The 13,550-nt window shown below is 73.8% G+C and carries 11 protein-coding genes; 5 read left to right on the forward strand and 6 right to left on the reverse strand.

Annotated features, from left to right (window positions below):
- Positions 1–3: 3 nt before the first annotated feature.
- Positions 4–2,037 carry an excinuclease ABC subunit UvrC gene (gene uvrC, locus I5071_RS17625; RefSeq protein WP_236606640.1) on the reverse strand — a complete coding sequence of 678 codons (2,034 nt, stop codon included), beginning with the start codon at positions 2,035–2,037 and terminating at the stop codon, positions 4–6.
- Here uvrC and I5071_RS17630 point away from each other — a divergent pair.
- Entirely contained in the window at positions 2,009–3,286 is a 1,278-nt protein-coding gene (locus I5071_RS17630) for a hypothetical protein (protein WP_236606641.1), read from the forward strand. The genes uvrC and I5071_RS17630 overlap by 29 nt on opposite strands.
- Here the strand turns inward: I5071_RS17630 and I5071_RS17635 are convergent.
- A complete protein-coding gene (locus I5071_RS17635) occupies positions 3,272–3,877 on the reverse strand; it encodes a 5-formyltetrahydrofolate cyclo-ligase (protein WP_236606642.1) in 606 nt (201 codons plus the stop codon). The genes I5071_RS17630 and I5071_RS17635 overlap by 15 nt on opposite strands.
- Positions 3,878–3,883: 6 nt before the next feature.
- Complete coding sequence (locus I5071_RS17640; protein ID WP_053232979.1) at positions 3,884–4,195, reverse strand: cell division protein ZapA; 312 nt, start codon at positions 4,193–4,195, stop codon at positions 3,884–3,886.
- Between the two features lie 209 nt (positions 4,196–4,404).
- Between I5071_RS17640 and I5071_RS17645 the strand changes: the two genes are divergently transcribed.
- Entirely contained in the window at positions 4,405–8,490 is a 4,086-nt protein-coding gene (locus I5071_RS17645; protein ID WP_236606643.1) for a tetratricopeptide repeat protein, read from the forward strand.
- Positions 8,491–9,223: 733 nt separating this feature from the next.
- Here the strand turns inward: I5071_RS17645 and I5071_RS17650 are convergent.
- From I5071_RS17650 to I5071_RS17660, 3 genes are read right to left on the reverse strand one after another with little or no spacing between them, the layout of a single operon-like run.
- Positions 9,224–10,600, reverse strand: a complete 1,377-nt coding sequence (locus I5071_RS17650) for a 5'-deoxyadenosine deaminase (protein WP_236606644.1) — start codon at positions 10,598–10,600, stop codon at positions 9,224–9,226.
- Positions 10,597–11,022 carry a cytidine deaminase gene (locus I5071_RS17655; RefSeq protein WP_236606645.1) on the reverse strand — a complete coding sequence of 142 codons (426 nt, stop codon included), beginning with the start codon at positions 11,020–11,022 and terminating at the stop codon, positions 10,597–10,599. Before I5071_RS17655 ends, I5071_RS17650 begins: the two co-directional genes overlap by 4 nt.
- Entirely contained in the window at positions 11,019–11,864 is an 846-nt protein-coding gene (locus tag I5071_RS17660) for a purine-nucleoside phosphorylase (protein WP_236606646.1), read from the reverse strand. Before I5071_RS17660 ends, I5071_RS17655 begins: the two co-directional genes overlap by 4 nt.
- An 88-nt stretch (positions 11,865–11,952) precedes the next feature.
- Here I5071_RS17660 and I5071_RS17665 point away from each other — a divergent pair, with 88 nt between their 5' ends.
- Genes I5071_RS17665 through I5071_RS17675 form a run of 3 tightly spaced genes read left to right on the forward strand, consistent with a single transcriptional unit; the run spans position 11,953 to position 13,520 of the window.
- Positions 11,953–12,216, forward strand: coding sequence for a NifU family protein (locus I5071_RS17665; RefSeq protein ID WP_236606647.1), 264 nt, complete (start codon positions 11,953–11,955; stop codon positions 12,214–12,216).
- 57 nt (positions 12,217–12,273) lie between these two features.
- Positions 12,274–12,537: a hypothetical protein gene (locus I5071_RS17670; RefSeq protein ID WP_053232972.1), complete on the forward strand. Its 264-nt coding sequence runs from the start codon at positions 12,274–12,276 to the stop codon at positions 12,535–12,537.
- A complete protein-coding gene (locus I5071_RS17675) occupies positions 12,534–13,520 on the forward strand; it encodes an RluA family pseudouridine synthase (RefSeq protein ID WP_236606648.1) in 987 nt (328 codons plus the stop codon). Before I5071_RS17670 ends, I5071_RS17675 begins: the two co-directional genes overlap by 4 nt.
- The last annotated feature ends 30 nt before the right edge of the window (positions 13,521–13,550 follow it).

Raw genomic sequence — 13,550 nt, forward strand, 5'->3', positions numbered from 1 at the left:
TCCTCAGGACGCCTCAGTCTCCCACTCTTCGAAGGCGTTGGAGAGCGCGACTTCCTCTGCGTCCGCGCCGGCCTCTTCCTCGGTCGTCTCGTGCGCCGCGACGCGCATCGGGTCGGCGTCGGTGCCGCTCTCCTGCTCGATCGGGTACTCCCCGAGCTCCTCGGCCGCGCGATCGATCTCGCCCTCGCTGGCCTCGACGCTCGTGCTCAGGTCGGGGCGGAACGCGGCGTGGATCGCCCTCGCCTGCTTCGGCGACGCGCCCGCTGCGATCAGCGCGGCCTCGTCGGCGTCGATCACCGCCTTGAGCGAGCCGAGGTTCTTGAGCAGCGCAGCGCGCGTCTTGGGCCCGATGCCCGGCACGTCGTCGAGCCCGCTGCGCAGGCGACGGCGTCGACCGAGCTTCTTGCGCAGCTCGTTGGACACTCGGTGCGCCTCGTCACGCACCAGCCCGAGGAACCAGCGCGCCGCGCTGCGATCACGCAGCACGATCGGGTTCTTCTGCCCCGGCAGGTACACGCGCTCCTGGCGCTGCTCGCCGCCGAGCTCCTTCTCCTTCGCAAGACCGCACACCGGCAGATCGCGGATGCCGAGCTCCTTCAGCACCGCGACCGCGACGCCGAGCTGTCCCTTGCCGCCGTCGACGACGAGGAGGTCGGGCAGCTCCCACGCCGCCTCGCCCGCGCGCCCGAGCCGGCGCGTGAGCACTTCCTTCATCGCGCCGAAGTCGTCGCCGCCCGAGACGCTGCGCACGTGGAAGCTCTTGTAGCGACGGCGATCGGGCTCGCCGTCGGCGAGCGCCGTGATCGCCGCGACGGTGTCGGTGCCGCCGGTGTGCGAGACGTCGATGCACTCGATGCGGCGCGGCGGCTTGGGCAGCCGCAACAATCGCTGCACCTCGGCGAGTCGCGCGTCGAGATCCTCCTTCTCGCGCTGCTTCTCCTTGAATGCGTGCGCCGCGTTCTCGCTCGCCATGCGCAGGAGCGCGGCCTTCGCGCCGCGCTTCGGGACCACGATGCGCACCCGCCGGCCGCGTCGCTCGGTGAGCACCGCCGCGAGGCCCTCCATCGCCTCGACCTCGGTGGGCAGCACGATCTCGTCGGGCAGGTGCGCGCCCTGCGCGTAGTACGCGCTCACGAAGGACGCGAGGATCTCGTCGTCGGGCAGACCGACCGATCCGAGGTCGAACGTGCGCACGTTCGTCATGCGCCCGTTGCGCACCATGATCAGCGCGAGCTCGGCGCGATCACCCTGCACGTAGAGGCCGATCACGTCCTGATCGACGTCCTCGAGCGAGTCGATGCGCTGATCGTCCTGCACGCGCTCGACCGCACGCAGCTGATCGCGATACGCCGCCGCGCGCTCGTACTCCATGCCGCCCGCCGCGTCGCGCATGCGGCCCTCGAGGTCGCGCACCAGCTCGTCGTGCCGGCCATCGAGGAAGAGCGCGACGAGGCGCGCCTGCTCGAGGTACTCGTCGCGGTTCACGTCGAGCACGCAGGGCGCGGGACAGCGCTTGATCTGGTACTGCAGGCACGGCCTGACGCGCGACTTGAAGTCGCCCTCCTTGCACGTGCGCAGCTTGAAGAAGCGGTTGACGAGGCGGAGCGTCTTGCGTGCTGCGGTAGCGGAGTCGTAGGGGCCGAAGTACTGCGCTCCGTCCTGTTTGGGACGGCGCACGACGTGGAGCTTCGGCCAGGGCTCGCGCGTGTCGAGGCGCAGCGAGAGGAAGTCCTTGTCGTCGCGCAGCTTGAAATTGTAGCGAGGCTTGTGCTCCTTGATCAGCGCGTTCTCGAGGAGCGCGGCCTCCTTCTCGTTCTCGACGACGAAGGTCTCGAGGTCACCGATCTCGCGCGGTAGGCGCGTGATGAAGAAGCGGGTGTCGCTCGAGCTCGGCTGGAAGTAGCTGCGCACGCGGGAGCGCAGCGAGCGCGCCTTGCCGACGTAGAGCACGCCCCCCTTCTTGTCGCGGAAGACGTACACGCCCGGCGCGCTCGGCAGCGCGTCCAGCTTGGCGTCGACGATCTCGGGAAGGGCCACGAGCGCGAATATGGGGCGCGCCGTCGCGATGCGCCTCTGGCGGACGAGACGCGCGGGCAGGCATGCTGACGCGCGTATGTCAGGAGGTCGGCCATCGGTCCGGCGCCGGGTCGTGGTCGTCGCGATCGCAGCCGTCGCGCTCGTCGCGGGATGGGCCGGGCTCGAGGCGTGGTCCTCGGTGCGCGCGGAGCGACTCGCGGGGGAGCACGACGAGCTCGTGGCCTGGGTGCGTGCGATGCCACGCGCGCGTCCGGTGCTCGAGGGCGCGCCGCGCGAGTGCGATTCCTACGCGGAGCAGTTGCGCGCGGTCGCAGACGTCCCCGACGCGGCGCTGTTTCGTGACGACGCGGCGATCGACGCCATCGTCGCGGGACGCCCGACGACGGAAGTGCTCGCGCTCGCGATGCAGCACGAAGCCGCGCTCCAGGCGTGGAACGCGGTCGCTACGTGTGATCACAGCGAGCTCCCGCTCGACCTCTCGCGCGGCGTCGAGGGGATGGACGCCCCGCTCGCGCCGCTCTTCCACGCGACGACGCTCGCGCTCGCGTCCGCATGCGCGCGCTCGGACGACGAGTGCGTCGGCACCGCGGTGCGCGCGATGCGCCTCGGACAGGACCTCGCGCCGGGCGGTGCGATGCTCGGAGTGATGGCCGCGAGCGCGCGCCTCGAGCTCGCGATGCGGGCGTTGTCCCGCGCCGCGAACGGCGCGAGCAACGATGCGCTCGCACGCGCCGCGCGCGCGCTCCGCGCGCTCGATCTCGCCTGGCCCTCGCTCGTCGATGCGCTCGCGACCGAGTCCGTCGCCGCGGCCGCGACGACCCGATCCGATCTCGATCGCCAGGGCACCCTCGCGCGCCTCGCCGCGCTCGAGGCGTGGGCGTTCTTCCTGGGCGAAGCACGCGCGTGGGAGCGAGCCCGCCACGCGCACGATGCTGCGCAACGGAGTCAGCTGCGCGCCCTGGCCGCACGCCGTGCGTCGTCGACGAGCCCGCGGGTGCTGGAGGGCGCCGGCCGGCTCGAGCTCTACGTCGACCACGACGCCGCGACGCGCGCCCGGGTACGCGCGCTGGTCGTCGCGCTCGAGCGACGCGTGGGCGTCGCGGGCGAGCTTCCCGTCGATCCGTTCGACGGGCGTCCTCTGCGCATCGACGTGTCGCGCGTGTGGTCGGTGGGACCGAACGGCACCGACGATCACGGCGCCGAGGACGACATCGTCGTCGAGCTCGCGCGGTCGCTACGGACTCCGTAGCACCTCGATCACGCGCTCGTCGGTGACCACGACGTGCACGCGCTCGTCGCCCGCGGTCTCGGGCACCTCGGCGACGAGCTGGAAGTCGAACACCACGCCGACGCGCACCGCGCGCGTCAGCCGCGGCAGGAGGTGATCGTAGTAGCCCGCGCCGTAGCCGATGCGCGCGCCGCGCTCGTCGAGCACCAGCGCCGGCACGATCACGAGATCGACCTCGCTCGGATCGACCAGCGGCGAATCCTCGGGCGGCTCGGGCACGCGCATCGAGCCCGACTCGACCGGGACCACGTCGCGCTGCCACTCGTGCACCGCGAGCCCGCTCTCGGTCACGCGCGGGGCGCACACGCGCTTGCCGGCGTCCCACGCCACCTTCGCCGCCGTGCTCGTGTCGATCTCGGTGCGCATCGACAGGAAGAGCATCACGGTCTTCGCGCTCGCCCACTCCTCGCGCGCGAGCACGCGCTCCCAGATGCGCCCGCTGCGCACCGCGCGCGCCTCCGCGGGCAGCGCGCGACGCACCCCCCGCATCCGCGTGCGCAGCTCCGCCTTCACGCGCCTCCGCAGCGCGTCTTCTTCTGCGATCGGGTCCATGACGAATCAGCCTTCCGAGTCGCTCGCGGCGTCGGTCTCGAGGCGCCGGTCGATCCGCGCGATGGCCCGCGCGAGCGCGTCGCGCGTGCTCGACTCGAGCTCGCGACGGCGGTTCTCGCTCTGCACCAGCTCGTCCGCCAGGCCGAGCGCGACCACCGCGAGGAGCTGCGCCGGCGTCGCACTCTTCGTCGCCTTCGGGCCGAGCGCGGCGATGCGCTCGTTCACGAGATCGGCGAGCCGACGCAGGTGCTCTTCGTCGGCGTCGGACGCCATCCGATAGCGCGCGCCCGCGATCTCCAGGGTGACGGTTCTCTTCACGGAATCCGCACGAAGCTACGGGGGCCCCCGAGGTCGCGTCAAGGATGCCGCGGCCCGGCCGAAGAGGGAGGTCCCGCTCCTGCGCGCGCGAGGATCGCTGGTCCGACGCCGCAGGGCCCGTGATACCCTCGCTCCGCGTCCTCACCTGCCGCATCGGCGCGCGTCCGAGCGTGCCTCGCCGGGGACGGCTCACCGAGGAATCCCGCGGAATGATCAAGGTCGCCTGCCTCTCCTGCGCCGCCCCGTACGACCTCGACGAGCGGCGCCTGCCTGCGAGCGGGCTGAAGATGCGCTGCCCGAAGTGCGGCACGACGTTCCAGGTCTTTCCCGATGGTCGCGTCGCCGAGGCCGCCGCCGCCGCACCGAAGAAGACGCAGGTCGGCGTCGCACCGCCCCCCGCGCCGGCACCGGCGCCCGCCGCAGCCCGCCCCGCGCCGGCGAAGCCCGCGACGCCGCTCGACGATCTCGACCTCGATCTCCCCGCGCCCGCCGCGCCCAAGCGCGCACCGATCGCGGTGGGCCCCACCCCGCCGCAGCCCGCCGCCCCCGCGAAGCGCGCGCCGATCCCGATGGGCCCCACCCCGCCGCAGCCCGCCGCCCCCGCGAAGCGCGCACCGATCGCGATGGGCCCCACGCCCCAGCCGGCTCCGGCGCCCCAGGCCCGCGCGCCGCTCGCGCCGGCGTTCGACGCGTCGGCCGATCTCGATCTGCCCGCGCCGCGCGGCGCGGTGAAGCCCGCGCCGCTCGGGCTCGACGGCGATCTCGACCTCGATCTCCCCGCACCGCGCGCCGCCGCGAAGCCCGCCCCCGCGAAGCCCGCCGCGCCCGCGAAGCCCGCGCCCGCGGCGCTCGACGACTTCGATCTCCCCGCGCCGCGCAGCGCGGCCAAGCGCGCCGCCCCGCCCGACGACGGCTTCGATCTCGATCTCCCCGCGCCCCGCGCCGCGAAGCCCACGCCCGGCGGCGAGGTCGACCTCCCCACCCCGCGCGCCGCGACTCCGCGGAAGCCGCTCGCGCCCGCCTTCGAGCCGGCGCGCCCCGCCGACGGTCTCGAGCTCGATCTCCCCGCGCCCCGCGGCGCGTCCCGGGGCATCGGTCTCGAGCTCGATCTCCCCGCGCCCCGCGCCGCCGCTGCGCCTGCGCCCCAGGCACCGCGCGGACCGGCGCTCGCCGACGCCTCGCGCACGCCGTTCGACGACGACCTCGACCTCCCCGCGATCCGCCCCGAGGCCGAGCTCCCCGCGCCGAAGGGCAGCTTCGATCTCGAGCTCGATCTCCCCGCCACCCGCGAGCCCGCAGGACGTCCCGCGCTCGCGGCCGCCGACGACGCGTTCGGCGACCTCGACCTGCCGATGCCGGGCGGACGCAGCGCGCCGCCCGCCGGCGCCGGCGCGCTCAGCTTCGGCGATCTCGACCTCCCCGCTCCCCGCGACGGCGGCGTCGATCTCCCCACGCCCGCCACCCACCGCGCCGAGCTCCCCGCGCTACGCGTCGACGCGGACCTCCCGATCCCGCGCGCCGGACACTCCGATCTCCCGCTGCCCGGCGCCGACTCGTCGTTCGGCGATCTCGAGCTCCCGACGCCCAACGCGCCCGCGGGCCGCGCCTCGCTCCCGCCCGGCGACGAGCTCGAGCTCCCGATGCCCGCCCCGCGCGCATCGCGCGGCCACGGCGAGCTCGACCTCGGTGGCGGCGGCGACGACGAGATGGAGTTCGCCGACATCCCTCAGGCGAGCCCCGGCGGCGGCTCCGCGCCGATGGCGGTCGCGCCGGTCGCGCGCCCCTCGACCGCGCGTGCCCGCGACAAGTCCGCGACCCCGCCCAAGCGCGGCCGCACCGCCGCGATCCTCATCGGCCTCATGGTGCTGATCGTCGGCGCGGGTGCCGCGCTCGGCCTCACGCCGCTCGGCCCGTTCGGCATCTTCGCGCTCGAGCCCTTCCTTCCCGGCTCGGGCGATCCCGCGGTGGTCGCGCGCGTGATCACCGACGCCGACGCGCTCGTCGCGCACGACGTGCGCAGCGACTCGTGGCGCGCGCTCCAGCAGCTCGGCGTCGCGCGTCGCGATGCGGGCCTCAGCCGCGAGCTCCTCGCGCGCAGCCTGCTGCACGAGTCGCTCTACCAGATCCGCTTCGGCGCCGACGCCGGAGGCGCTGCGCGCGCCGCCGCGATCCACGAGCGCCTCACCCAGCGCGAGGCCGACGACCCGCGCGCCGCGCTCGCGCTCGCCGCCGATCAGCTGCGCAGCGGCAACCCGAGCGGCGTCGTCGCGCGCATCGCGACCGCGCGCCAGCACGCCCCCACCGATCCCTTCGTCGACATCGTCGAGGGCGAGGCCGCGCTCGCCGACGGACGCCCCGCCGATGCGGCGACCGCGTTCCGTGCCGCGCTCGATCACGGCGGTGGCGCGGCGGCGCAGTGGGGCCTCGCGCGCGCGCTCACGAGCGGCGAGGACCAGGCCGCGATCGACGCCGCGATCGAGGCGACGCTCGCCGCGAGCCCGATGCACGCCGGCGCGCGCGTGACCAAGGCGCGGCGGCTCTGGGAGAACGCGTCCGACGAGGCCGGTGCGCTCGCGCTCGCGCGTCAGGTCGCGGGCATGGAGCCGGTCGACGGGCAGACGCTGCGCGCGTCGTCCGCGGACCGCGCCGACGCGCTCGTCCTGCTCGGTCGCATCCACGAGCGCCGCGGCCGCATCCACCAGGCGCTCCAGTCGTACGAGGCCGCGCGCGAGACCGACGGGCGCCGCGTCGAGGCCGCGCTCGGTGCGGGCCGCATGCTGCTCGAGCAGAGCCCCTCGGAGGCGCTCGCGCGCTTCGAGGCGGTGCTCGGCGTCGAGGGCGCGGTCGAGGTGATCGTGCAGCCGAGCGGGCGGAGCGCGCAGCACGAGGCGCAGCTCGGCGCGGCGCGCGCGAAGCTCTCGGTGGGCCGCGTCGAGGAAGCGCGCGGCAACCTCGAGGCGCTCGCGGCCCAGCGCCCCGAGGATCCCGAGGTCTTCCTGTGGCTCGGCCGCGCGGAGCAGCAGCTCCAGCACCCCGAGGCCGCGGAGCAGCAGTTCCGCGAGGCGATCCGCCTCGGACCCTCGGTGTTCGAGAGCTACCTCGCGCTCGCGCGCCTGTACGTCGACGTCGATCGCGGCGGCGACGCGCTCGCGGTGCTCGAGCAGGCGCGCACCCAGGTGCCGGAGAGCGCGGAGATGCGGCAGTCGCTCGGCATGTTCGAGCTCGGCCGCAACCGCCTGCCCGAGGCGATCCGCGAGCTGCGCCGCGCGCTCGAGCTCGACGCGCAGCTGCCCGGCGCGAGCTTCGGGCTCGGCGTCGCGCTGCGTCGCTCGAACCGTCTCGACGATGCCGCCGAGGTGTTCGAGCGGCTCGCGCAGATCGATCCCGGCCATCCCGGCCTCGCGCTCGAGCGCGGCCTGCTCTACGAGGCGCGCGGCGAGTCGGATCGCGCGGTGCGCTTCTACGCGGACGCGCTCGCGGAGTCGCCCGACGATCCCGAGCTGCTGCTGCGCCTCGGCGCGGCGCAGGTCGCGGCCGGGCAGATCGACGCCGCGGAGGACTCGCTCACGCGCGCCCAGCGGCTCACGCCGAGCTCGGCCGAGGTCGAGCACTTCCTCGGCCGCGTCGCGTTCTCGCGCCACAACCTGCCGACCGCGAGCCAGCACTTCGAGCGCGCGATCGGGCTCGACGCGACCCGCGGCGAGTTCCACCTCTACGCCGGCTGGGCCGCGCTCGAGGAAGGTCAGATCGGCCGCGCGCGCGAGCGCGTGCAGGAGGCCATCCGCCGCGATCCCACGCTCGGCGACGCGTACTGGATCCGCGGCGCGGTCAGCCTGCGCACCGGCGCGGTGCGCGACGCGCTCGTCGACCTGCAGCGCGCGATCGAGCTGCGCCCCGAGCGCACCGAGGCGATCGCGCTGATGGGCGAGTGCTACGACCAGGTGCGCCAGCTCCCGCAGGCGATCGCGGCGTACGAGCGTGCAGTCGCCGCGCGCGACACCCAGGGCGAGTGGTGGTACCGGCTCGGACGGCTGCGCCTCGACGCAGGCCAGCGTGGCGAGGCGGCGCGGGCGCTCGCGAGGGCGACGTTGCTCGGCGAGGCGACGACGCCGCAGCCCGGGTGGCTCGCCGACGCACATCGACTGCAGGGCGACGCGCAGCGGCTCGGCGGCGAGCGCGCGGGCGCGATCGAGCACTACCGTCGTTACCTCGAGATCGCGCCGGCGAGCGCGATCGACCGCAGCGAGGTGCGCGACGCGATGATGGATCTCGGAGCGGTCCCGCCGGGCGAGTGAAGGACGCGCCACGGACCGGTCATCGATGGTCCGTGGAACGCTGGGGACGGGACGACGAGCACACGCGGACGTTCGACGTGAATCGGGTGCGCGCCGTCGCCCCGCCGCCGTCGAGCGCGCCGCCTCCCGAGGGGCCGAGGAAGATCGTGGAGATCGATGCGTCGCGGGGGCGGCGCGATCCGCGAAGGGAGTAGCGCGGGGGCACGGCCGAGCACGCGCAGGCGGCACGCGGGACGAGCACGAGGGACGCGCACGAGCACGAGCACGGTGCGCGACGGTCCCGGGAAGCTCGCGAGCCCGCGTGGTCGACGCTGCGACGCAGCGAGAACCCGTCGGATCGGGCTCGCGCGCGTGAATTTCGACCTCGATCGCTTGGAGATCGATCGAAATTCGTGTCGGCGCGCGTGATCTCGACGCGAGAATCCGTCGTTTCACCGAGCCATTCGGCACGTTTTCGAATTGGGGTCGCCCAACCCCAACCGATGGCCCCGATCGAGCCATCGCATGGCCCCGATCGAGCCATCGCATGGCCCCGATCGAGCCATCGCATGGCTCCGATCGAGCCATCGCATGGCTCCGACCGAGCCATCGCATGGCCCCGACCGAGCCATCCGATGGCTCCGCGGTGACCTCGCGAGCCGCTCGCGACCTCGAGCCACGGCGTCCGAGCGTGCTCCTGCTCGTGCTCGTCCCGCGTGCCTCGTCCCGCGTGCCGCCTGCGCGTGCTCGGCCGTCAGCGGATCTCCGCGCGCTTCCGGAGCCGCAACGCCTCCCGTCGCGCCTCCTCCCGCACCGCTCCCTCTTCCAACGTCCTCAGCGCCCCGCCGCGCACCACCGCGCGCCCGTCGATCAGCACGTCGGTCACGTCGCTCGCGGTCGCCGAGTACACGAGCCTCGCCACCGGATCGCCGCCCGCTGCGCCGTCCTCGTAGGGCTCTCCCGTCGGCAGCGGCTCGCAGTGCAGCCCGTCGAGCCGCACCACCGCGACATCCGCCTTCTTCCCGATCTCGATCGAGCCGACCTGCCCGTCGATCCCCAGCGCCTTCGCGCCGTCGATCGTCAGCATCGCGAGCGCGTCGATCGGCGCCAGCGCCGCCGCGTCCTCGCGCCTCACCTTCGCGAGCAGCGCCGCCTGACGCAGCTCGGTGAACGGATCCATGCGGTTGTTGCAGGGCGCTCCGTCCGCGCCGATCCCCACCACGAGCCCGGCCTCGCGCATCGCGACCACGTCCGCGATGCCGCTCGCGAGCTTCAGGTTCGCGCTCGGACAGTGCGCGATGCGCGTCCCCCGCTCCGCCATGCGCTTCATCTGCGCGCGCCCGAGCTGCACGCCGTGCGCGAGGATCACGTCGGGCCCCGCGATGCCCCACCCCGCGAGCACGTCGACGTCGTCCTTGCCGAGGATCTTGCGGACCTCGTCGCGCTCGCCCTTGTGCTCGCTCGCGTGGGAGTGGATGCGCGCGCCCTTGTCGCGCGCGAGCGTCGCGGTCTCGCGCAGCAGGCCCTCGCTGCACGAGAGGATGAAGCGCGGACCGAACGCGTAGCCGAGCCGTCCGCTCTCCGCGCCGTGCCACTTCGCGGCGAGGCGCTCGCTCTCGCGGAGGCTCTCGCGCGTCGTCTCGCGCAGGCCCTTCGGCACGCCCTGGCCGCGATCCATCATCGCCTTGCCGGAGAAGCCGCGCATCCCCGACTCGGCCATCGCCTCGAACACCACGTCCTCGTGGTGCACCGTGCCGATGTCGAGGATCGTCGTGGTGCCCGCGCGCATCATCTCCGCGAGGCCCAGCCGCGCGCTCGCACGCAGCGAGGCCTCGTCGTGGGCGGCCTCGAGCGGCCAGATGCGGCGCCGCAGCCAGTCCATCAGCGGCAGGTCGTCGGCCATGCCGCGGAAGAGCGCCTGACAGAGGTGCACGTGCGCCTGCACGAAGCCGGGCACCACCACGCATCCGTCGGCGTCGACCACGCGCGCGGCCGTCCCGATGCGCCCTCGTGGCTCGATCGCGACGATGCGATCGCCGCGCACGAGCACGTCGGCGCGCAGCACGCGGCGCTCGGGATCCATCGTGATCACCGTGCCGCCGCGGATGATCACGTCGATGTCGAGGCTCACGCCTTCGCCCTTCCGCGCTCGAGCACCGCGGGCCCGAACGCGCCGGGCAGCAGCGTCGCCACGTCGCTCTCGATCGCCTCGCCGCGCTCGGGATAGCAGCGCACCGGGAACGAAGGCGGGAACTCCGCGAGCACCTGGCGGCACATGCCGCAGGGCGTCGCCGCGACGTCGCCCGGCGACGCGACCGCGATCGCGCGGAAGCGCTTCACGCCCGCCGCGACCGCCGCCGAGATCGCGCTGCGCTCGGCACAGATGCAGAGGCCGTAGCTCGCGTTCTCGACGTTGCAGCCGACGAACACGCGCCCGTCCTCCGCGAGCAGCGCCGCGCCGACCGTGTAGCCCGAGTACGGCGCGTAGGCGCGGCCGCGGATCTCGCGCGCGGCGCGGGCGAGCGCGTCCCAGTCGATCGCCGGCGAGCTCAACCGCTCTCCTTCGCGAGCGCAGCGAGCACGCCGCGCAGCAGCGCCACGAAGCGGTCGCGCACCCGGTCCGCGACCTCCTGCACTTCCTTGTGATCGAGGAGCTGCGCCGAGAGGCCCGCGCCCTTGTTCGTGATGCACGAGATGCCGAGCACCCGCGCGCCCGCGTGACGCGCCGCGATGGTCTCGAGCACCGTGCTCATGCCCACCGCGTCGGCGCCGAGGCGCTGCAGCATGCGGATCTCCGCGGGCGTCTCGTAGCTCGGCCCGAGCAGACCCGCGTAGATGCCGCCGCGGAGCGGAACGCCCAGCTCGCCCGCGACCTCGCGCGCGAGGCGACGCAGCCCGGGATCGTAGGCCTCGCTCATGTCGGGGAAGCGCGGCCCGAGCGCCTCGTCGTTGGGCCCGAGCAGCGGCGTGCGCCCCGTCATGTTGAGGTGATCCTCGATCAGCATGAGATCGCCGGGCTCGAGCGCCGGGTTGGCGCCGCCCGCGGCGTTCGTCACGACGACGACCTTCGCGCCGAGCCGCATCATCAGGCGCAGCCCGAACACGACGTCCGCCGACTCGTGCCCTTCGTAGAGATGCACCCGACCCTGCATCGCGATGCACGGCACGCCCTCGGCGCGACCGATCACGAGGCGACCCGCGTGACCCGCGACGCCGCTGACCGGCATGCCGGGGATCTCTTCGTAGGGGATGCGCGTCGCACCCTCGAGCGTGTCCGCGAAGCTGCCGAGCCCCGAGCCGAGAACGAGCGCGACGCGCGGGCACGCGTCGGTGCGGGCCCGGACGGCGGCGACCGCCTCCTCGAGCCGCGCGGCGGAAGAGACCGCATGAGCCATATCCGCGCATCGAAGCCCGGTCGCGCGCGGAGGTCAAGCGATTGGATCCTTCGCGCCGCCGTGCGCAGCGAGGTATGCTCGCCGCGTCTTGAGCCCTCGCGCCGACCTCGAACGGATGATCGACGAGATCCTGCGGCCATTGCTGGAGGCCGACGGCGGCGGCATCGAGCTCGTGTCGTTCGACGGCGAGGAGCTCGTGCTCACGCTGACCGGCGCGTTCCGCGGGGATCCCGGGGCGCCCTACGTGCAGCACCGCATCGTGCGGCCGGCGGTCCGGAAGGCGCTGGGGCGCGACGTGAAGATCCGCTACGCCGTGGCGCGCGAGGAGCGCGTCTCGCCGGCCCGCAGTTAGTTCACTCTCGCGCGCGCACCGCGTTAGGATGCGAGTCGCTTTCGGAAGCAGGAGCCCATGGCGCTGATCGAGACCGAAGAGGCTGCACGTCGTCTGGCACGCGCGATCGCGAGCGATCTCTCGCTCTACAACGAGGAGAAGATCGTGCAGGGCATCCAGAGCGACAACCTCTTCGAGGTGCTCGCCGAGGAGATCGAGGAGGGCCGCGCGCTCTTCAAGAGCCGCGTCGCGCCCGAGCTCTACGCGCGTGGCTTCTACGATCGCGCGATCATCGACATCCTCGTGCGCTCGAAGGGCCACGTGCAGTCGAAGATGTGGTGAGCGATCCGAGCGCTCCCTTCGATCTCGAGATCGCGGAGGCGCACGACGGAGACCGGCTCGATCGCGTGCTCGCCGCGATGTGCCCGTCGATCTCGCGCTCGACGTTCCAGCGCTGGATCGACGAAGGGCGCGTGACGATCGCGGGCGCGCCGGTGATCTCGAAGACGCGCGCGAAGGCGGGCGCGAAGGTGCACGTCGTGCCCGCGCCGCCGCCCCCGAGCGACGCGACGCCGCAGGACATCCCGCTCGTCGTGCTGCACGAGGACGAGCACCTCGCGGTGATCGACAAGCCCGCGGGGCTCGTGGTGCATCCCGCGCCGGGCCACGCCGACGGCACGCTGGTGAACGCCCTGCTCTTCCGGTTCGGGATCACGATCGACGAGCCCGCGAGCGCGAGCGACGACGACGATGCGATCCCGACCGGACCGCCGCGCCCGGGGATCGTGCACCGCCTCGATCGCTTCACGAGCGGCGTGATGGTCGTCGCGCGCACGCCCGCGGCGCGCGAAGGGCTCACCGCGCAATTCGCGGCGCACTCGATCGAGCGCGCGTACCTCGCGATCTGCGAGGGCGAGCACCCGGCGCGCGCGACCTACGACACGCTGCACGGCCGTCACCCGCGCGATCGCAAGAAGTTCAGCGGCAAGGTCGTGCGCGGGAAGCGCGCGGTCACGCACGTGGAGCGCGTGGAGTCGTTGCGCGGCACGTCGCTGGTGCGGTGCCGGCTCGAGACCGGGCGCACCCATCAGATCCGCGTGCACCTCTCGGAGCACGGCTTTCCGCTGCTCGGCGATCCACTCTACGGGCGCGCGCCGCACGATCCGTTCGTGCGCGAGGTCGCGGAGAAGCTCGGAGGACGACAGGCGCTGCACGCGGCGGTGCTCGGCTTCGTGCACCCGATCACGAAGCAGACGCTGCGCTTCGAGACGCCGCTGCCGCCCGACCTGCGCGAGGCGCTCGAGGCGCTGCGCAGCCGCGCATGACTTCCACCCGAGCGCGATGCGCGGTTAGCA

Origin of the sequence: Sandaracinus amylolyticus (genome assembly GCF_021631985.1) — a bacterium.
GTDB classification, from domain to species: Bacteria; Myxococcota_A; Polyangia; order Polyangiales; family Sandaracinaceae; genus Sandaracinus; species Sandaracinus amylolyticus_A.

Coding starts and splice junctions, on each gene's coding strand:
- I5071_RS17660 (WP_236606646.1), bottom strand. CDS start 11,864: ATGGCTCATGCGGTCTCTTCCGCCGCGCGGCTCGAGGAGGCGGTCGCC.
- I5071_RS17635 (WP_236606642.1), bottom strand. CDS start 3,877: ATGGACCCGATCGCAGAAGAAGACGCGCTGCGGAGGCGCGTGAAGGCG.
- I5071_RS17670 (WP_053232972.1), top strand. CDS start 12,274: ATGGCGCTGATCGAGACCGAAGAGGCTGCACGTCGTCTGGCACGCGCG.
- I5071_RS17645 (WP_236606643.1), top strand. CDS start 4,405: ATGATCAAGGTCGCCTGCCTCTCCTGCGCCGCCCCGTACGACCTCGAC.